Source organism: Methanobrevibacter sp., assembly GCF_017940815.1.
Taxonomy (GTDB): domain Archaea; phylum Methanobacteriota; class Methanobacteria; order Methanobacteriales; family Methanobacteriaceae; genus Methanocatella.
The window spans coordinates 39810-58727 of record NZ_JAGAXX010000003.1; the positions used below are offsets into that span (position 1 = coordinate 39810).

General features: G+C 35.6%; 19 protein-coding genes and 6 tRNA genes. 11 read left to right on the forward strand and 14 right to left on the reverse strand.

Going from position 1 to position 18918, the window contains the following annotated elements; all coding sequences use genetic code 11:
• Positions 1–357: 357 nt before the first annotated feature.
• From dnaJ to ILA26_RS00270, 3 genes are all read right to left on the reverse strand, one after another.
• The gene (gene dnaJ / locus ILA26_RS00260) at positions 358–1500 is read right to left on the reverse strand and encodes a molecular chaperone DnaJ (RefSeq protein ID WP_292892830.1); all 1143 of its coding nucleotides are present in this window, start codon (positions 1498–1500) and stop codon (positions 358–360) included.
• Positions 1501–1628: 128 nt separating this feature from the next.
• Positions 1629–3503, reverse strand: coding sequence for a molecular chaperone DnaK (dnaK, locus tag ILA26_RS00265; protein WP_292892831.1), 1875 nt, complete (start codon positions 3501–3503; stop codon positions 1629–1631).
• Positions 3504–3543: 40 nt separating this feature from the next.
• A complete protein-coding gene (locus ILA26_RS00270; protein ID WP_292892832.1) occupies positions 3544–4095 on the reverse strand; it encodes a nucleotide exchange factor GrpE in 552 nt (183 codons plus the stop codon).
• A gap of 246 nt (positions 4096–4341) precedes the next feature.
• On the opposite strand from ILA26_RS00270, the gene ILA26_RS00275 reads away from it, so the two are divergent.
• Positions 4342–4917 carry an ArsR family transcriptional regulator gene (locus tag ILA26_RS00275; protein WP_292892833.1) on the forward strand — a complete coding sequence of 192 codons (576 nt, stop codon included), beginning with the start codon at positions 4342–4344 and terminating at the stop codon, positions 4915–4917.
• A gap of 32 nt (positions 4918–4949) precedes the next feature.
• Here the strand turns inward: ILA26_RS00275 and hypF are convergent, their stop codons facing one another.
• Positions 4950–7190, reverse strand: a complete 2241-nt coding sequence (hypF, locus tag ILA26_RS00280; protein ID WP_292892834.1) for a carbamoyltransferase HypF — start codon at positions 7188–7190, stop codon at positions 4950–4952.
• Between the two features lie 55 nt (positions 7191–7245).
• Here hypF and larB point away from each other — a divergent pair, with 55 nt between their 5' ends.
• Both larB and ILA26_RS00290 read left to right on the forward strand, forming a co-directional pair.
• Complete coding sequence (larB, locus tag ILA26_RS00285) at positions 7246–8007, forward strand: nickel pincer cofactor biosynthesis protein LarB (RefSeq protein WP_292892835.1); 762 nt, start codon at positions 7246–7248, stop codon at positions 8005–8007.
• On the forward strand, positions 8008–8568 hold the full coding sequence (locus tag ILA26_RS00290) for a GNAT family N-acetyltransferase (protein WP_292892836.1): 561 nt from the start codon (positions 8008–8010) through the stop codon (positions 8566–8568).
• 5 nt (positions 8569–8573) lie between these two features.
• On the opposite strand, the gene ILA26_RS00295 is transcribed toward ILA26_RS00290, so the two are convergent.
• The 9 genes from ILA26_RS00295 to ILA26_RS00335 form a co-directional block, all read right to left on the reverse strand.
• Positions 8574–9059, reverse strand: coding sequence for a hypothetical protein (locus ILA26_RS00295; RefSeq protein ID WP_292892838.1), 486 nt, complete (start codon positions 9057–9059; stop codon positions 8574–8576).
• Positions 9052–9918, reverse strand: coding sequence for an ABC transporter ATP-binding protein (locus ILA26_RS00300; protein ID WP_292892839.1), 867 nt, complete (start codon positions 9916–9918; stop codon positions 9052–9054). Before ILA26_RS00300 ends, ILA26_RS00295 begins: the two co-directional genes overlap by 8 nt.
• A gap of 12 nt (positions 9919–9930) precedes the next feature.
• On the reverse strand, positions 9931–10695 hold the full coding sequence (locus ILA26_RS00305; protein ID WP_292892840.1) for an ABC transporter permease: 765 nt from the start codon (positions 10693–10695) through the stop codon (positions 9931–9933).
• Between the two features lie 61 nt (positions 10696–10756).
• Positions 10757–11047 (reverse strand): phosphoribosyl-ATP diphosphatase, encoded by a 291-nt coding sequence (gene hisE / locus ILA26_RS00310; protein ID WP_292892841.1) that lies wholly within the window; start codon positions 11045–11047, stop codon positions 10757–10759.
• A complete protein-coding gene (locus ILA26_RS00315) occupies positions 11048–11854 on the reverse strand; it encodes a CBS domain-containing protein (protein ID WP_292892842.1) in 807 nt (268 codons plus the stop codon).
• 11 nt (positions 11855–11865) lie between these two features.
• Positions 11866–13218, reverse strand: coding sequence for an Asp-tRNA(Asn)/Glu-tRNA(Gln) amidotransferase subunit GatB (gene gatB, locus ILA26_RS00320; RefSeq protein WP_292892843.1), 1353 nt, complete (start codon positions 13216–13218; stop codon positions 11866–11868).
• 150 nt (positions 13219–13368) lie between these two features.
• Positions 13369–14136, reverse strand: coding sequence for a phosphocholine cytidylyltransferase family protein (locus ILA26_RS00325; RefSeq protein ID WP_292892844.1), 768 nt, complete (start codon positions 14134–14136; stop codon positions 13369–13371).
• 12 nt (positions 14137–14148) lie between these two features.
• Complete coding sequence (locus ILA26_RS00330; protein ID WP_292892845.1) at positions 14149–15117, reverse strand: NAD(P)H-dependent glycerol-3-phosphate dehydrogenase; 969 nt, start codon at positions 15115–15117, stop codon at positions 14149–14151.
• A gap of 66 nt (positions 15118–15183) precedes the next feature.
• Positions 15184–16164 (reverse strand): radical SAM protein, encoded by a 981-nt coding sequence (locus ILA26_RS00335; protein ID WP_292892846.1) that lies wholly within the window; start codon positions 16162–16164, stop codon positions 15184–15186.
• Between the two features lie 194 nt (positions 16165–16358).
• Here ILA26_RS00335 and ILA26_RS00340 point away from each other — a divergent pair.
• From ILA26_RS00340 to ILA26_RS00375, 8 genes are all read left to right on the forward strand, one after another.
• A tRNA-Asn gene (locus ILA26_RS00340) sits at positions 16359–16431 on the forward strand.
• A gap of 5 nt (positions 16432–16436) precedes the next feature.
• Positions 16437–16510: transfer RNA gene (locus ILA26_RS00345), tRNA-Ile, on the forward strand.
• A 28-nt stretch (positions 16511–16538) separates the two neighbouring features.
• Positions 16539–16613 (forward strand) — tRNA-Glu (locus tag ILA26_RS00350).
• Between the two features lie 58 nt (positions 16614–16671).
• Positions 16672–16754, forward strand: a tRNA-Leu gene (locus ILA26_RS00355).
• Positions 16755–16787: 33 nt separating this feature from the next.
• A tRNA-His gene (locus tag ILA26_RS00360) sits at positions 16788–16863 on the forward strand.
• Between the two features lie 116 nt (positions 16864–16979).
• Positions 16980–17390: a Holliday junction resolvase Hjc gene (hjc, locus tag ILA26_RS00365; RefSeq protein WP_292892847.1), complete on the forward strand. Its 411-nt coding sequence runs from the start codon at positions 16980–16982 to the stop codon at positions 17388–17390.
• A gap of 53 nt (positions 17391–17443) precedes the next feature.
• Positions 17444–17591: transfer RNA gene (locus ILA26_RS00370), tRNA-Trp, on the forward strand.
• 61 nt (positions 17592–17652) lie between these two features.
• Positions 17653–18258: an MBL fold metallo-hydrolase gene (locus tag ILA26_RS00375; protein WP_292892848.1), complete on the forward strand. Its 606-nt coding sequence runs from the start codon at positions 17653–17655 to the stop codon at positions 18256–18258.
• Positions 18259–18260: 2 nt separating this feature from the next.
• On the opposite strand, the gene ILA26_RS00380 is transcribed toward ILA26_RS00375, so the two are convergent.
• On the reverse strand, positions 18261–18911 hold the full coding sequence (locus tag ILA26_RS00380; protein WP_292892849.1) for a TrkA family potassium uptake protein: 651 nt from the start codon (positions 18909–18911) through the stop codon (positions 18261–18263).
• Between the last annotated feature and the right edge of the window lie 7 nt (positions 18912–18918).

Here is an 18918-nt window from a genome sequence, read left to right on the forward strand (position 1 = left end):
TTTCATGTAGATTACTCAATTTAAAATAACTATTTTTCAATAATCTATTAATCATATTCAATAGTGATATTAAAATTATATGATTTCAGTTGATGGTTTATATTTTAATTGATTATTATTTCAATTATTATAGCACTATTTTTCATCCCATTTTCCGATAATTTTTTACAAAAATGATCTTTTCGCCAATTTTGTTCGCTGCATCTACATCACATCAAATGTAATGCAAATTTTAAAAATAGATACTGTGAATTATAAGATTAACCTTCAAAATTTCACAAATAAAACAATCAAATGTAAATTTAATGAAGTCTAAAAATAAGAAAAAGTGTGGGAGTAAATTAGTGAAAAACTAATCTACTTCATCGCATCCTTAACTCTATCAAAGAGTCCTCTTTCAACGTGTTTAATTTCATCTCCGCTGACTTCAGCGAATTCCTTAAGCAAGTCTTTTTGCTTTGAGTTTAATTTCTTAGGAACAACAACCTTGACGGTTACATACATGTTTCCTCTGCCTGAATGCCTGACGGAGTTCATACCTTGTCCCCTTAACTTGTAGACGGTTTCGCTTTGTGTTCCTGGAGTAATCTTGAACTCGACTTCTTTTCCCTCGATTGTAGGGATACTTAACACGTCACCGAGCGCAGCTTGCGGGAAGCTGATTTGCTGTTCCATGTATAGGTGGTCTCCTTCACGAACGAACTGCTTATGGTCTTTAACATGAACTGTTACTATTAAATCTCCTTCAAGGCCTGGACCTTCACCGCAGTTTCCTTCACCGGAAACCCTTAGGTGGTTGCCTTCATCGACTCCTTCAGGAATCTCTATTTTAATGGTTTTGGATTTTCTGACACTTCCTTTTCCACGGCACTCTTCACAAGGATCGGTAATTATCTTACCAGTTCCCCCACATTCTCTACATGGTCTCACATTAACCATTTGGCCTAGGAAAGTGTTGCTGACCTCCTTGATTTGTCCTGTTCCGCCACATGTCTTACATGTTTCAGGGTTGGAGCCAGGTTTTGATTTGGAACCGTTACATGTTGGGCATAACTCGCTTCTTGTGATTTTGATTTCCTTTTCACAGCCGTTGAATGCCTCTTCTAAAGTAATTGGGACTTCTGTGTAAATGTCGGAACCTCTTTGAGGGCCGGTTCTTCCTCTTGTACGAGCACCTCCTCCAAAGCCGAACATGTCAAAAATGTTTCCTATGTCAAATCCTTGGAATATGTCCTCAAAGTTCACGTTTTGGTAGAAGTCTTCTGCAGTAAATCCATCCATTCCTGCATGACCGAATTGATCGTATCTTTGACGTTTTTCATCATCAGACAAGACAGCGTACGCTTCACTCACTTCTTTAAACTTATCTTCTGCATCTGGTTCATCACAAACGTCTGGATGGTATTTTCTGGCTAATTTACGATAAGCTTTTTTAATTGTTTTTTCGTCAGCGTCCTTATCGACACCTAAAACTTCATAATAATCTCGCTTGTCTGCCATTTGTTCACCTTAAAAAAATAATAATAGAATAAATAATAGTTTTATTTTAATTGTTAGTTTAACTATTTTTTTGATTCTGATTCTGATTTGTCTTAACCTAACAATCTAATAAAACTGTATTATTTAATCTAATCGTCTTTTACTTCATAGTCTGCATCAATTGTGTCATCATCGCCGTCATTGGCACCAGCGTTAGGGTCAGCTCCAGCTTGTTGTTGTGCTTGAGCTTCAGCTTGTGCTTGTTGGTAGATTTTAGCGCCAATCTCTTGAACTACATTAGAGAGTTCATCAGACTTAGCTTTAATGGCATCAACGTCATCGCCAGCTATAAGTTCTCTTAATTCAGCTACAAGTCCTTCGACTTTAGTTTTTTCATCTTCAGACACTTGATCTTTGAGTTCATCTAAAGTTTTTTCTGAAGTGTAAATTAATGAGTCTGCGTTGTTTCTGATTTCAATCTCTTCTTGTCTTTTTGCATCAGCTTCAGCATTCATTTCTGCTTCTTTGATTTTTTCTTCAATTTCTTCATCAGATAACTTGGTTGAGGAAGTAATGGTAATTGCTTGTTCCTTACCTGTTCCTTTATCTTTAGCAGTTACATTGATAATACCGTTTGCGTCAATATCGAAGGTCACTTCGATTTGTGGAACTCCTCTTGGTGCAGGTGGGATACCTACAAGTTGGAAACGTCCGAGGGAGGTGTTGTCAGCTGCCATTTTCCTTTCACCTTGCAATACGTTGATGTCTACTGAAGGTTGGTTGTCAGCAGCAGTTGAGAACACTTGACTTTTCTTGGTTGGAATAGTAGTGTTTCTTTCAATTAAAGTGGTTGATACTCCACCTAAGGTTTCAATACCTAAGGATAATGGAGTTACATCTAAAAGAACGATGTCTTTAATTTCACCAGCTAATACTCCTCCTTGAATAGCAGCACCCATGGATACACATTCCATTGGGTCGATACCACGTTCAACTGGTTTTCCTATGAATTTTTCTACGAATTTTTGTACAATTGGCATTCTGGTAGGTCCACCAACTAAGATGATTTTGTCAATTTCTGATTTGCTCATTTTTGCATCATCTAATGCTTGTTGCATTGGTTTACCTGATTTTTCAACAATTGAATCAACGAGCTCTTCTAATTTAGCTCTTGTAAGTGAGATAATTAAGTTTTTAGGAGTGCCGTCACTTCCCATTGCAATGAACGGTAAGTTTACTTCGGTAGTTGTGGTAGTGGATAATTCGATTTTTGCTTTTTCAGCAGCTTCTCTTAATCTTTGTACTGCTTGGTCGTTATCCATTAAGTCAATACCTTCTTGTGCTTTGAACTCGTCAGCTAAGTATTTGATTAATACGTTATCCATATCGGTACCACCGAGTTGGGTGTCTCCGCTGGTGGATCTTACTTCAAACACTCCTCCACCGAATTCCATGATGGTTACGTCTAAGGTACCTCCACCTAAATCGTATACCATGATGTTCATGTCATCTTCTTCAGCTTTGTCAAGTCCGTATGCGAGGCTTGCTGCGGTTGGTTCGTTAACGAGTCTTACAACATCTAATCCAGCAATGGTACCTGCATCTTTGGTTGCGGTCCTTTGGTTGTCGTCAAAGTAAGCTGGTACGGTAATAACTGCTTTTTCAATAGGTTCTCCTAAGAATGTTTCTGCATCTTTTTTAATTTTTTGTAAGATGAAAGCGGAAATTTCTTGTGGAGAGTATTGTTTTCCGTTTACAGTAACTTTGTGGTCAGTACCCATGCTTCTTTTGATTGCACTGATTGTATTTTCTGGGTTTGTTACTGCTTGTCTTCTTGCAGGTTCTCCAACTAACATTTGACCGTCTTCTGTAAATGCAACATAACTTGGGAAAGATTTACCATATTGGCTTGCTCCTTCTGCAGATGGGATTGTAGTTGGTTTACCTCCTACAAGCACAGATGCTGCAGAGTTACTTGTACCTAAGTCAATTCCAATAATTTTTTCTTTTTTAGCGTCAGACATAAAATATCACCTTATTTTTTTATAATTAATTTAATAAACATTATTTTTTACAAACTATAACTTTTGAATATTTAAGAACTTTGTCTTTGTACATGTATCCTTTCATTAACTCTTCAATAACATATCCGTTTTCAACTTCATCGGACTCTTGAACCATTAATGCTTCATGCTTGTTCAAGTCAAATTTTTCGCCTTTTGCAGGTATTTCGGATACGCCTTCTTTTGTGAGTACATCAGTAAATTTATTATATATTAATTCGATTCCTTTTCTTAAATCTTCATCATTTTCTGTTTCTAAAGCTCTGCCGAAGTCTTCATAGCAATCTAGGAAGTCTTTGATAACGTTTTCATTTGCGAATTTTACAAGATCTTTATTTCTTTTATCTGTAATTTTTTTGAAGTTTTCGAAATCAGCTTGAAGCCTTTGGGATAGTGAAATGTATTCCTGAGTTTCAGCTTCGGATTTTTCAAGATCGCTTTTGAGTTTTTCGATTTCTACATCTTTTTGAATTAACTCTTTTTCAAGTTCTTCAAATTTTTCTTCGAAATCTTGGGTTTCAACTTCAGTTTCGCCTTTATTTTCATCAGTCATAGTTACACCTTTTTTAGGTTTTTGGAAAAACTTTTGTAATAACTCTTAACCGAGAAGTTTTTCTTTTAGTTATTTAATATTGGTTTTTTGGGAATTTATGGACATATAGGAAAATGGTTCATCAAATAAGAGCTATTACTTCAAGTTTTTCTGAACCAAATATTAAAGTAACCAAAAGTTATCTTTCTCTTACATTATTATAGTAACAAAAAGTTATATAAAGGTTTCGATACATAATGTATAAACATGACTAATACAAACGACATTGAGAAAAATGAAAAACCTCGCAGAAATGTCAATTCACCCAGCGGTCATATAGAATTGAGAACCAATTACAATGACCCTTCCGGAGACATTGATGTGGAGGATATCCTTGATGTAATGGGTTGTAAAACTAGAAGAGACATTATAAATCTTTTAAGAGAAGAACCTATGTTTGTAAGTGAAATCTCCAATGAACTTGACATTGGTCAAAAAGCAATTATTGCACACTTGCGTGCAATGGAAGATATAGGGATTCTAAACTCTTCTTATAAAAAGATTTTAAGAGGTCGCCCACGTAAATACTATGATTTGCAAAACGAAGTTAATATTCATATTACCATTAACAGAAATAACTTCGATGTACAGTTTACCGACGACATGCTCAATACATTACAACTTCCATCAGGAGATGAATGGTCTAGATTACTGGATATTGAAAAAAGAATCGATGACGGACAACTCGAGGCAATTGATGAGTTGAAAAATCAAATCAGATTATACGGCAACCTTTTGGAAAGGGCTGAATATATCCTTGAAAGGACCATGAAAAATAGATGATTTTTGTTTGAATTAATGTTCAAACACTTTTTTTAAATTTTTTTAGCAACAATGCTTTGGCCCAGTGAAACTGAACCGTCCCCTGCGCAGGTATTCAGATGCTGGATAAAATTATAACCGTTATTCTCAATGCAATCCTTCACGGTTTCAGTAATCGCCTCGTTGTAGAACACTCCTCCAGTGGCGCCAATGTCTGCAATGCTTTTTTTGTCTGCAGCACTTAATGCAAGTTCACTTAAGCCTCTTGCCACTGCTGTTTGGCCCGCCGCTGCAACATCTGCCTTTTTCTCACCATTTTGATATAATCTCACAACTTCACGCAATATTTCAGTGGTGTTCAATTGGTCATTTTCTATAATCACCGGAATTTCCAATTCTTTAGTTGAGTAATATGCAGATGATTCAAGTTTCATAGAACACTCTCCCTCATATGTTCTCTCATGGCAAATTTCCAAAGCAACAGCCATTGAATCGAGAACCCTTCCGGTACTTGTTGATATTCCAACATTGATTCCTGAGGCAATCTGCTTGAATATATTTTTAATTTCAATTTCCCCATACTTGAAATAATCAGAATATTTCTTAATCATTTCCTCATCATCGATGATGCTTGCAAGCATTCTTGCAGGATATCTTGTGGCCATGTCTCCTCCAGGCATCAGTTGAGGTTGGAGGTGTGCCATTCTTTCGAAATTCTTTATGTCAGTATAAAGGATTTCTCCTCCCCAGCTTGTTCCGTCGCTGCCGTAACCCACTCCGTCTGCTGCAATAACAATCATCTCGTCAATTCCATGATCGTTTGCAAGTGCAATACTGTGGGCATGGTGGTGCTGGACGGGCAATACTTCTGCATCATATTTTTCAGCCAGTTCATGGGCCAAACGGGTGGTGAAGAAATGTGGGTGCATGTCACATGCAACAACATCAAATTCATTGATTTTGGTAATGCGCTCCATATTTTCAATAGCTTTTCTCAAAAACTCTAGTGTTTTAGGTTTGTTGGTGTTTCCAATATGCTGTGACGGATATACCTTATCGCCACGAGCTATTGAAAATGTAACATCAAGTTCAGGTCCCAGTGCAAGAACGTCCAGGTCATTAACCTCATAATTTATTGTATATGGCTCTGGGGTGTAACCACGGGACCGTCTAATGAAAGACAGTTCGTCATTTCTGAACCTAATCACGGAATCGTCGCAACGGTTCAGTATTTTTCTGTTGTGGACAAGTGAATAGTCATTGACTCCGTTGATGATTTCCTCATTGTCAATCATCATAGGCTCTCCGGGAATGTTTGCGGAGGTCATGACGAATGTGTCAATCTCGCTTTCATCAAACAAAAGGTAATGCATTGGTGAGTATGGGAGCATGACTCCGATGTTGTGAAGTCCGGGGGATAAACTTTCCGGGAATCTGTAACCTTCATTTTTCTTTAAGATGACAATAGGTCTTTTGTTAGATGTAATTGTTTCAATTTCCCTTTTTGAAAGTTGGGCATATTTTTTAAGGCTTTCCAGATCTTTGCACATTACTGCAAACGCTTGATTTGGTCTGTTCAGTCTTTTTCTTAATTCCTTGATGGATTTATCATTGTATGCATCAACAACAAGGTGTGTTCCGCCGATACCCTTGATGGCAAGTATTTCGCCTTTTTCCAAAACTTCGGCACCTTTTCTTATAGGATTGTCACATTCGACCCTTTCCAATCCATCATAAAAACTCATTTGCGGTCCGCAATCGCTGCAACATATCGCTTCGCCATGATATCTTCTATCTAAAGGTTGCTTGTATTCAACAAGACAGTCATCACATAATGGGAATTCATCCATTGAGGTTCTAATTCTATCATAAGGGACACTTTCAATCACAGTGAACCTAGGTCCGCAATCGGTACATGCATTGAATGCATACTTGTATCTGCGGTCATTTGGGTTTCTGATTTCGGCCAGGCATTTATCACAGATTGCAATATCTGGGGGTATGACGCTGACCCCGGAGTATGCATCGCCACTTTCAATGATTTCAAAATCATTATAATTTTCAATATCAATTTCCTCAACTTCCATTGAATCTATCTTGGCAATTGGTGGCAATTCTTCAGGAAGTCTTTCAACAAAATCAGAGGTTTTTTCACCTTCAATAATGATTTCAACTACATTTCCAAGGTTTCTTACAGATCCATTCAAATTTAAATCTACCGCTAGCCTGTAGACATATGGTCTAAATCCAACGCCCTGGACAATTCCTTGAGTTAAAATCTTTAAAGCTTTCATTAAGTTATAATATTGTAAGTCAAATTTTATATAATTTTATCTTATATATAATATTATGAAAGATATTCTTGAAAGATTGGTTAAAGGGGAACTTAATGTAGATGAGGCGGAACATCTCCTAAAAGCGGACAATATTTTAGAGTTTGATGATATTGCTAAATTCGATATTAAACGTAATGAACGGACAGGGTTTCCTGAAGCAGTATTCTCACCAAGCAAGGATTATGATGATTTAATAACAATCATCAGAAATTATCTCAAAAGAAGTGAAGACGATTTGATAATAACCAAATTGTCCAATGAAAGATATGAAAGGATTTTATCCGACTTGGGTGAAAACCCTTATATTTTCGATTATAACAAAAGGGCGCAAATATTAGTCATCAGAAAGGAAATCACTGAAAAAGAGCCAACTGCAAAAATTGGAATAATCACTGCAGGAACATCAGATATCAATATTGCGGAAGAAGCAAGGGTAATTGTAGAGGAAGGAGGATGTGAAGCAATAACCTCTTATGACATTGGAGTTGCCGGAATCCATAGACTTTTCCCTCAAATAGCTCATATGGTTAAGGAAGGCGTTAGGGCGTTCATCGTATGTGCAGGAATGGAAGGTGCGCTGCCTTCTGTTGTTGCGGGTCTTGTGGATGTGCCTGTCATTGCCGTTCCAACTTCAGTAGGATATGGTGTTGGAGAAGGAGGAAGAGTCGCTCTTGATGCAATGCTTCAGTCATGCGCTCCAGGAATAGCCGTTGTTAATATTGATAACGGATTTGGGGCAGGGGTATTTGCACTAACTATTGTAAACAGTGATTAGATGAGATATGAAACATTTGACTGTAACGTTCATGATGTTGATAAGGTTGCAAAATTGGTTTATGATGTGGACTTCAGAACATTTGACATGCTTTTTAGGAATGAATCCAAAGCTGTTGAAACAATCGCTCATGATTTATGTAAACAGGATAAGGATGAATACTTTAAAGTCGTTCTGGATGATTTCAGTGAAATAATTGGGATATTGATTATTTTCACTTACAAGACCTCTCATAAATTTCGCCTAAAATCTCCTAGGCTAATAATTGTTGATATACTTGATCATTTTGTTTTATGCGACATTGGAAAAGATGACTTTTACATTGCCGAGGTCGCAATCGATGAATCGTTAAGGGGCCAAGGCATGGGCAGGAAAGTTCTATTGGACTCCATTGATTATGCCAAAAGGAAAGGCTATAAGCGTGTAATTTTAGATGCTGATTTTAGAAACACTGGGGCAAAAGCTCTTTATGAAAAAATGGGCTTTAAAGAATTTAATAAAAAAAGAGTAAAAATTGGAAGATTTGAAAGGGGAATGCATAATCTTGAATTAAAGTTATAACATTCCTATTTGTTCTGTTTGAAATTATGTACTACTGTACTCACTATGAAATCCCAATCATCTTTCCAATTGTCATATTTGTCCATTTTTAATTCAATAGTATGATTGTCCTTTACAAAGTATGAAATTGAATATTCTTTATCGTTTGTTAGATTTTTATAAAATATTACTTTGGCGGTGCTGTTTTCAGTTGTGTCTGTAATGTTTACTTCGCCGCTGTCTTTTAAGGATTTTAATTTATTTTTAAAAAATTCTGAAGAATTGTCTCCTAATCCTTTTATAGTAATATTTGCAGTATTGTTTTGATGATCTAATAAATGAACGCTTTTATCAGTTGATTTTAATATATTGAAACCGCTAGGTAGTGTTACGGTCATTTCATCAACAACAGTCACTGCTTTTCCAACAGTATTTGATGAATCAACAATCAGATACATGCAGGCGAGTCCTGCTATAACAATAATAAGTATTCCTAGCCATCGTTTATCCATATTTCTTCCTCAATTTACGTTTCATTTTTCTTTCTTTTTTAATTTTTGCATAGTTTGCATCTTCAACGTATGCATCACAGACTTCATTAACTTCGCCTTCCATGATTAACTCACCGCTGTCAATCCAAATGCATCTGTCACATATTCTTCTAACTTGATTGATTGAATGTGAAACTAGTAAAACTGTAACTCCATCTGCCATCATTTCATTAAGCTTTTCACCACTTTTCTTTCTGAATTTGATGTCTCCCACAGAAAGAATCTCGTCAATAATTAGAATATCCGGATCAATTAGGGTAGCGATTGAAAAACCTAATTTTGCTTTCATACCTTTGGAGTAATTCTTGACAGGGTAATTAATGTAGTCTCCAAGCTCGGAATATTCTACGATTTCATCGTATTTCTCATCAAGAAACTCTTTACTCATGCTGAGTAATGCTCCGTTCAGGTAAATGTTGTCCTTTCCAGAGTAGTTTTTATCAAAACCAGCGCTCAGTTCAAGCAATGGTGCAATTTTACCATTAATTGTAATTTGTCCATCACTAGGTTCGTAGATTCCGGCAATAATTCTTAAAAGAGTACTTTTACCTGCACCGTTAAATCCGAGTATCCCTAATTTTTCTCCTCTTTTAACGGTAAATGAAATATCGTCAAGGACTTTGACTTTTTTTGATTCGCCCTTGTCACGTTTAATTGTTCTGATAAAATATTCCTTTAAAGTGTCGATTTTATCATTTGACACTTTAAATTCCATGGTTAGGTGTTCGACATTAATCGCAATGTCTGAGTCTATATCTGGTGTATTGTTTCTAACAATATTTCTCCCTAATAATCGTCTTATTTTTTCCATTAAACTCATAATAACACCTATCTATAATTCTAAAGTTAATTTTTTGCCGTAAATGTTAAATAATAATATTCCAATTCCCAGTGTGGTCAATGCAAATGCTGCAATGTATAACATTGTGGAAAAGCTAGGTGCAACTCCATAAACGCATTGCCTGAGGCAGGTCATTGCACAGTAAACAGGATTTAATGAAAATATTATCTGGAACTTTGTTGGAACAATCTCAATTGGATAGAACAATGCGGATGCATATAATAATACTAAGGTAAATACATTGTATAAGTATCCAATATCAGTGAAATAAGTGTTGCAAACTGCTAAAATCAATCCTACTCCAAATATCAATATTATAATCAATATTATTGGGATTACTGCATATATCAATGTAGGATGGAATTGAGCTCCAGTTACAAACATTACTCCAAATAAGATTACAAATGAAATTAAAAAGTTAACAAATTCGTAACATATTGCACTAACAGGAAACATTGGTCTCGGTACATAAATCTTTTTAAGCAACCGTGCATTTTTCCTAATTGAGTTCATTGCTCCCTTAGTACCATGGTTAAAGAAATCAAATATTACTCTACCTGCCAAATAATAAACAGGATAGTTTACAACATTTTTTCCAAACAGCATTGAAAAAACGACTGTAAACACTATCATAGTTAACAATGGATTAAAGAAACTCCAAAGTATCCCTAAGACAGAGTCCTTATATTTTGCAGTTAAATTTTTCTTAACCAATTCTGTTAATAAAAATTTCTTTTCTGAGAATGTATCAAACATTGTAATAACCAATATTTTTCAATTAAATAAACTTATATAAATTTTATAATATATTTTTTACTTATTTTCTTCTTCTTTCGAATTCTTCGAAAATTTCATCGAGTTCTACGCCTTTATATACCAAAAGCAACAAGGTATGAAAAATTAAATCAACTGATTCGTATACGAGGTTTTCATCATTTTTAGAAGCGATTAACACTTCTCCCGCTTCTTCAGCTATTTTTTCAAGAATCTTGTCTTCTGCTTTTTTATCGCTGTCTTTCATGATGTTTGAAGTGTATGAATCGATAGGATTGTCTCTTCTGGATTCCAATACTTCATATACCTCTCTGATAATTTTATCATTGCTCATTTAATCATCACCTTTTGACTCTTGATCTTGCATGCTTTCGGTAAGGGCTATTAATGGATGTTTGTCATCATCAATGATTTCGATATCGTCAAAGGTATATATTCCGGATTTGTCCGCTGTTTTTTCCATACCTAATCTGATGTCCTTGCCTAAATCAATAACATATGAGTCAACGGTTTCATATCCTTTTTGTGCAGATGCAACTGCTCTATGGTGTCCATCGACCAAAATCCATCTGTCACCGGTTTTTACAACAATTGCCGGTTCTGCTAATCCTTTTTCTAATTCATATGCTCTTCCTTCAAGTTCATCTGCATACACTCTGTCTTGAGTAGGTCTTAATTTGTGGGTATCCACGGGCATATGTTTCAATGTTGTTTTGATGCCGTACAATTGTTCCATGGTCTTTTTAAAGTATTCGACCTTGTTAGGAGTGGATCTTTCAATGTGGGACCTAACCATATCAGTATTTGTGATGATTCCAACTAATGCTCCGTTTTCATTGACAACAGGCATTCTTGAAATACCTCTTCTAAACATTACTCTGGAAGCGTCATTGATTGATAAATCTTGGTTTGCAACTACTAACTTGGTACTCATTATTCCAGAAACTGTATCTGCCCATTCTTTAGCAACAACGTCAAATGCAGTTACCATACCAACCAATTTACCATTATCCACCACTGGATAACTGTTGTGATGACTCTCTTTCATCAATTCTATTATTTTTTCAGTTTCAGTATCAGGAGAAACACTAATAACATTTTTAGTCATATAATCTTTCACGAAAGATTTTTTTTCTGCCATGTAGCTTCCTCCTATTCAATATTTTCTTTTAATAGTTTAACAGTCTCTCCAGGGTCTGCTTTTCCTCTGGTTAATCTCATTACTTGACCAACAAGGAAGTTAAGTGATGCTTTTTGTCCACCTAAGTAATCATCAACAGCTTTTGGATTTTCTTCGATAGCTTGTTTTACTGCAGCTAAAACTTCATCTTCTTTGACAACACCAAGCAATCCTAATTCTTCAGCAATAGCTTTTGGAGATTTGTCATTGTTTGGCATTTGTTCGATGATTTTGTGTCCTGCTTTTGCAGTGATTTCTTTGTCTTGAAGCATTTTCAAGAATTCGATTAAATCATCAGAGGTAATTCCACTGTCTGCGAAGTCTAGTTTGTTATAGGACAATACTCTCTTGAGTTCGTCTCTCATTACTTTCGCTGCGAATTTGGAGTCAACCTCTTTTACAACTTCTTCATATGCAATAGCGAGGTCGAGCTCTGAAGTCAATACCTTAGCGGTTTCCTCATCAAGGTCATAGTCCTCCATGAACCTTTTAACCTTGTTGTGAGGTGCTTCAGGCATTGTGTCTAAAATTCTTTGAATGGTTTCATCTGAAATTTTCATTGGAGGCAAGTCAGGGTCTGTGATGAATCTGTAGTCATCTGCATCCTCTTTCATCCTCATACCTACGGTAATCATTTGTGATTCGAGGTATGCACGGGTTTCCTGTTTGACTTCAACTCCTCTTTTCATAAGGTTTTTCTGTCTTACAAGTTCGAATTTCAATGCTTTGTATGCACCTTTGATTGAGTTAACGTTTTTCATTTCTACTCTGTTTCCTCCATTGATGGAGATGTTAACGTCAGCTCTCATGGTACCTTCCCCACGTGCTCCTCCACTATATTGTAAAACACGAATTAATTCTTTTAAGAAGTTCCTTGCTTCTTCTGGGGATTTGATATCCGGTTCGGTAACAATTTCAACTAATGGAATTCCAGAACGGTTGAAGTTAACTGTACCTCTGTCGGGCTTGAATTGACCAGGGTCTTCCTCAGCGTGAATTTCTCTGATTCTAATTCCATTTAACTCTCCGTTAATTCCAATAGGAACTGAAGTTCTTTGATAACCGGATGGTAAATCAGGATAATCGTAATGTTTTCTCATGAAGTATATTACGTCTTGATCAATTTCACAGTTTAACATTAATGCAATCATTAATGCATTTTCTAATGCTTTTTCATTTGTTGGATGTGGTTTTGCACCTGGTTGATTAAGACAAACTGGGCAGATGTTTGAATTAATAGGTGCGTCCTGATAATTTGTAGGACAATCACAGAATAATTTTGATTCAGTTTCTAGTTGTACGTGGATTTCAAGTCCACACATCATATCGACATCGTCACTAATAATAATTCCTCCCTTTTAGGATAATTTTTTATATTATCTTTATATTTGTTTAATTCAATTTATAAATATTATTAAAAATAGGCTATTTTATGGTGAAGTTATATTATTAAAAAAATTAAAAAAAGTAATGAATTATTTTTCAAATTCATCAATTAGTTTATGAGCTTGTTCCCAATCGTTATGGTCATCAATCTCGGTCCATTTGAGTCCGTTTGTTAAAACAAAGTCAATAGGAGTGATTTTGCTTAATGGCTTGTATGCAAAATCATAATAATTTTGCTTATCCTCTTCCATTAGGTCTTCGAGAATCTCATTAAATTTGGATATGTCTTTTGATGAAACTTTTGAAACTCCGATAAATTCCCCAGTGGAACTTGGAATGTCAATTCCCTTACCTATTTCCTTAATGGTTCCATTGGCAATTGTTTTATCTTCATTGAAAGTTTCATCTTCAATGATTATCTTGAATGATTCCTCATTGAGGTCTTTAAAGTTGTCGACAATAAGACTGGTGTTTTCTCTTTCAGCGATTCTTGTAATGATTTCCGGATCAACAACATTGTCTCCGTTAATTAATATGAAATCGTCTTTTTGGTTTTCTTCAATGTATTTGCTTGCAAGATATGTTGAAACGGAAGTGTTTGTAACGTCATATTTTTCATTTTCGATGACATTGATTGATATGTCATATTTTTCTTCAAGTACTGGTGCTATTTCGAACACTTTTTCCTTATTGTATCCTACAATTAAAATGAATTCCTTAATGTCTTCGTTCATTAGGTTTTTAATCATTCTTTCAAGCAAAGTCATGTCATTGATTTCAAGCAATGGTTTTGGCCTGTCTTTTGTGAGAGGCATTAGTCTTGTTCCCATTCCCGCTGATAAAATTACTCCAATCATATATTCACCTTTTTATTCAATTTTCTTCCATAGTTTATTAAATGCTCTAATAGGAGCTATTCTTTCAATAATAACGTCATAAACAAAATCCACAATGTCACTGTTGATATCGTAATTATTACATATGTCTCTTACTGCTCTAATGGAATTTTTTCCTTCAAACACTATTCCGCTTGCTGCTTCGTCAATGATTAATCTTTGACCATAAAGTATTCCTAATGTGTGGTTTCTACTTTCTGGGGAAGTGGAAGTCATGATTAAATCTCCAAAACCACAATATTCGTGAGCGGTGTCTGAATTCCCACCAATAGCTTCAATGATTTTTATGGTATCCTTAAATCCTTTTGTTAAAATACTGTATCTTGCATTTTCATTAATGTTCATTCCTTCGCAAATTCCGTTAGCTATTGCATTAATGTTTTTTAGAACTCCACAAAGTTCAATTCCTTTTATGTCATCAATTATCTTTACTTTAAATTCCTTGGTTGCCAAAACATCTTTAACTTTTTCTGCATTTTCACGTTTTCTTGATGCAATATTGGTAATTGTAGGTTGATTCAACATAATTTCTGATGCAAAATTAGGTCCTGACAGTGCAACGAAATTTTCATCGAAATATTCTGAAATCAAATCTCCCATTGTATTTAGTGAAGGATATTCGATTCCTTTTGCAGTAGTGACTATGATAGTGTCATTATCAATAACTTCTTTTAATCTTTGTAATGTTGTTCTAAATGCTGAAGAAGGTATTGCTAAAAAAATGATTTCACATTCTTTTAAATCATTGAAATCTGTTGTAGCTTTTATATTTTCATTTAATTTTTGATTAGGATAATATTGTGTGTTGTATCCTGTATTGTTGATGTCATCACATAATTCTTGATTTCTTAAGTGTAATAGTACAGGCACGTTTTCACTTATTGTCTGTGAAATTGCAGTACCAAGAGCACCTGCACCAATAACGCACACATTTAATGTCATTTAAACACCTGCATTCTAATTATTTAATTATTAAATTATTTTTTTATTATAATTAATATATTATAATTAATATTTATTCTTTAATGATTCTTTAACATATCTTTTAATGAACTTGTCCAAATCTGGTGAAACATCACTTTCTTTAGGACCCAATTTTGTTTTGTCAGTGAATGTTCCCTTAAGTTCACGTCCTGCCCATTTGACTTCTTCTTCAACTCTTTTTCCATATTTGGTTCCAAACATTTTGAATAGAGGGAATTTAGTTATTCCGTTAGCTCCGCTCAATATCAATATTCCAATATTTGCTAAGTTATCAATCCATGTTCCACATATTATTTCAATATCTGGGAAAGCCAATCTCACCTGTGAAACAACCTGTGCATAATAAAGTGATGCCGGCTGTGATGAGTCTGCATATATTGTTTCCTTATGAGGGTTTAGTGAATAGAAGATTACTCTGTCAATTTTGTGGTCCTTGATATAATTTATAATATAATCAACATCATCCAATGTTTCTCCAAGACCTAAAATGATTGTAATTGCTTTTTTAAATCCTAAATCATGTGCAGTGTCTAGCATGTTGCTGATGTCATCCAGTTTTTTGGATGGGCAGACCCTTTCATGGATTTCGGGATTGGCAACTTCGACTGCACCGGTTATTCCCTTGATTTCTGATCCGTATTCGGCCAGTTCATCAGTTATCCCTGTGTTTAGCCATACTCCATCGCCGGTTATGTCCTTTATTGTGGTTGCGATGTGCTTTATTTCCTGTGTTGTGAATGATTCATATCCTCCGGACAGGAATTCAATGTTCCAGTCAAGGCGTTTGCACATTTCTGCCTCTGCAAAGATATTATTCATATTTCTCCTAGCTTTGGCAGGGTCTTTGATCTTATTTTTTTGTGTGGACATGTAGCAGAATGCACAATCTCCTTTATCACACCACCAGGATAGGAATACTGCTCTTTCAAGAGTTATTAGGTTTCCATGTTTTTCTAGAGTTGTTTTATTAGCTTTTTTCATTAAGTCAAAAATGTCAGGATCCATACTGGTATCTTTGTTCCTTAAACTTTATATACTAGTTTGAATTAATAATTGTATAGATTTGATTTTTCTTATCAAATATGGCAAAAAACCAAAAGCTTTATATACTATGTAATGTATAACTATTATTACTGTTTAAAGTCTTTTGATTTTCAGAATCATGGGTTTTACTTGGATAAGTAAGATGGGTGTCTCATGCCATCGTAGCTCAGTAGGTAGAGCGTTCGGCTGTTAACCGATTGGTCACAGGTTCGAGCCCTGTCGATGGCGCTTTTGGGCCCATAGCTTAGCCAGGTAGAGCGTCCGGCTCATAACCGGAAGGTCATGGGTTCGAACCCCATTGGGCCCATGTAATTTAAACGTATTTGTATTTGTATGCTCCGATGGTGTAGTCCGGCCAATCATTTCGGCCTTTCGAGCCGAAGACTCGGGTTCGAATCCCGGTCGGAGCATTTATAAATTTGTTAAGATTTTTTATGGTTTCTATTGTATCCTTTGTTTTTTTCATAAGCGGGGGTGCCCGAGAGGCCAAAGGGGACAGGCTTAGGACCTGTTGACACAGGTCTTCCAGGGTTCGAATCCCTGCTCCCGCATTTTAACAATTTTATTTTCATATGTATTTCAATGCCGGGGTAGGGTAGGCGGTCATCCTCCGGGACTGTGGATCCCGGGACTCGGGTTCGAATCTCGGCCCCGGCCCCATTTATAAAACTATTTTTTTTAAAGATTACTTTTCAAATGCTCTCTCATTTTCTTTATATACTGTAATTTCAATAATTATTAGTGTTAATAAAATTTTTTAATATTAGAGTGTTAATATGGCTAAGAAAGGATCAGCTGAAGAAAGGGATTTGGTACATAAACTTTGGGATAGGAATTTTGCCGCTATGAGGGCTCCAGCATCTGGAGGAGCTACAAAAAATCCACTTCCGGATGTTGTTGCGGGAAATGGAAAATTATATTTGGCAATTGAGGTTAAAACCACCACAAAGGATAAGGTTTACATAGAACAGGACCAAATCAATGCCCTTTGCGAATTCTCAAAAATCTTTGGTGCTAAGCCTTATATTGGAGTCAGGTTCAAATACACTAAATGGCTATTTATGGAGCCGAAGGATACTCCAAGAACAAGAAACGGAAATTATAAGGTTGAAAAGGATTATGCACTTGAAAAAGGCTTTGAAATCGATGAGATAGTAGGTATCGATAAGCAAATGAAATTCGAATAATTGCAAATATTTATATATTATTAAAATATAACTTATTATTGTATATTATGTGTGGGGTTATGGTGTAACCTGGCATCATCTGGGACTCCAGTTGTCTTTGAAGAAATATACGCGTAACTGAACAGTACTTGTTGTGATGATCAATTGGAGTACTGAGGCAAGAGAAATCCCAGGATCGGGGTTCAAATCCCTGTGACCCCATTTTTATATAAAACTTTTTTTTACAAAACTTTTAATTACTTTCTTGATTATATTATCTTTCATGAGCTCAGTTGTTTTTATTTTAGGTTATAATTACGATTCAAATTATTATTTAATTGATGATAATATTCTAGTTGATACAGGTGCTGGTTTAAACAAGGATTATCTATTCTCCAAAATCCGTGAAAATGGTGTTGAGCCTGATGACATTGAATTGATTGTCAATACTCATTGCCATTTTGACCATATTGGTGGCAATCACTTTTTCCCGGATGCCAAAGTTGCAATCCATAAATTGGATGCGATATCAATTAGAAATAAGGATACCTTGGGAACTTCAATGTCCGTTTTTGAAAATGAAGGAAATTGCAGAGTTGATATCGAATTGGAGGAAGGGGATAAAATTGCTGATTTTGAAGTAATCCACACTCCGGGACATACAAAAGGTGGAATCTGTCTATGGGATGGTGAAAGCCTAATTTCTGGAGATACAATATTTGCTGGCGGTGGCGTCGGCAGAATGGACATAGGTGGGGATTTTGATGATATGAAAAATAGTGTCCGCAGATTAACTGAGCTGGACGTTAAAAACATTTATCCCGGTCATGGTCCGATAGTTGAAAATAATGGAAAAGAACATATTAAAATGTCTTATTCATTATTCTAATTTTATTTTTCTAATTTTTTGGTAACTTTGCTTAGTTTTCCTCTTTTAACAAGTAAAGTGATTTTTTCTCCACGGGCGATTGTATCGTCAGGTTGTGGGATGGCAAGTTTACCGTTTTGATAGGTTGCGATAATAATGTAATCTTTAGTTGGGGAAATCTCTTTAAAGCGTTTTCCGACAACTTTGTCATTTGTAATATTCATTTCATGAATTTCAGCGTTTCCTTCTCCGAGGGTTGTTAATTTAACAACTAATGGGTTGGTTACAACTTGTTGCAATTGTTTTGCAGCTGTAATTTCTGGGCTGATTACCTCATCAATTCCAACTTCTCTGAACGCTTCCTCGTGGTCAGGGTTACTTACACGTGCGATAATGTGTTCAACATCAAATTTTCTAACTAAAATACATGAGAGTAAGTTTGCTTCGTCATTTCCAGTGGCAGCAACGAAGACATCTGCATCATCAATGTTTACCTCTTCAAGCAATTTGGAATTTGTACCGTTTCCACAAATAACGAGTGCATCTAAATCCGCTGCAACTTCATTGCATAATGTCTCGTCACTTTCAATTAAAGTAATGTCGTTTCCATCTTCACTTAATAAGTTTGCAAGAGTGAGTCCTACACGTCCCCCTCCCATAATAATAATGTACATTAAATCA

Excerpts from the sequence above, each read along its gene's own strand:
- dnaJ (WP_292892830.1), bottom strand. The coding sequence starts at position 1,500 with ATGGCAGACAAGCGAGATTATTATGAAGTTTTAGGTGTCGATAAGGAC.
- dnaK (WP_292892831.1), bottom strand. The coding sequence starts at position 3,503 with ATGTCTGACGCTAAAAAAGAAAAAATTATTGGAATTGACTTAGGTACA.
- ILA26_RS00270 (WP_292892832.1), bottom strand. The coding sequence starts at position 4,095 with ATGACTGATGAAAATAAAGGCGAAACTGAAGTTGAAACCCAAGATTTC.
- ILA26_RS00275 (WP_292892833.1), top strand. The coding sequence starts at position 4,342 with ATGACTAATACAAACGACATTGAGAAAAATGAAAAACCTCGCAGAAAT.
- hypF (WP_292892834.1), bottom strand. The coding sequence starts at position 7,190 with ATGAAAGCTTTAAAGATTTTAACTCAAGGAATTGTCCAGGGCGTTGGA.
- larB (WP_292892835.1), top strand. The coding sequence starts at position 7,246 with ATGAAAGATATTCTTGAAAGATTGGTTAAAGGGGAACTTAATGTAGAT.
- ILA26_RS00290 (WP_292892836.1), top strand. The coding sequence starts at position 8,008 with ATGAGATATGAAACATTTGACTGTAACGTTCATGATGTTGATAAGGTT.
- ILA26_RS00295 (WP_292892838.1), bottom strand. The coding sequence starts at position 9,059 with ATGGATAAACGATGGCTAGGAATACTTATTATTGTTATAGCAGGACTC.
- ILA26_RS00300 (WP_292892839.1), bottom strand. The coding sequence starts at position 9,918 with ATGAGTTTAATGGAAAAAATAAGACGATTATTAGGGAGAAATATTGTT.
- ILA26_RS00305 (WP_292892840.1), bottom strand. The coding sequence starts at position 10,695 with ATGTTTGATACATTCTCAGAAAAGAAATTTTTATTAACAGAATTGGTT.
- hisE (WP_292892841.1), bottom strand. The coding sequence starts at position 11,047 with ATGAGCAATGATAAAATTATCAGAGAGGTATATGAAGTATTGGAATCC.
- ILA26_RS00315 (WP_292892842.1), bottom strand. The coding sequence starts at position 11,854 with ATGGCAGAAAAAAAATCTTTCGTGAAAGATTATATGACTAAAAATGTT.
- gatB (WP_292892843.1), bottom strand. The coding sequence starts at position 13,218 with ATGATGTGTGGACTTGAAATCCACGTACAACTAGAAACTGAATCAAAA.
- ILA26_RS00325 (WP_292892844.1), bottom strand. The coding sequence starts at position 14,136 with ATGATTGGAGTAATTTTATCAGCGGGAATGGGAACAAGACTAATGCCT.
- ILA26_RS00330 (WP_292892845.1), bottom strand. The coding sequence starts at position 15,117 with ATGACATTAAATGTGTGCGTTATTGGTGCAGGTGCTCTTGGTACTGCA.
- ILA26_RS00335 (WP_292892846.1), bottom strand. The coding sequence starts at position 16,164 with ATGGATCCTGACATTTTTGACTTAATGAAAAAAGCTAATAAAACAACT.
- hjc (WP_292892847.1), top strand. The coding sequence starts at position 16,980 with ATGGCTAAGAAAGGATCAGCTGAAGAAAGGGATTTGGTACATAAACTT.
- ILA26_RS00375 (WP_292892848.1), top strand. The coding sequence starts at position 17,653 with ATGAGCTCAGTTGTTTTTATTTTAGGTTATAATTACGATTCAAATTAT.
- ILA26_RS00380 (WP_292892849.1), bottom strand. The coding sequence starts at position 18,911 with ATGTACATTATTATTATGGGAGGGGGACGTGTAGGACTCACTCTTGCA.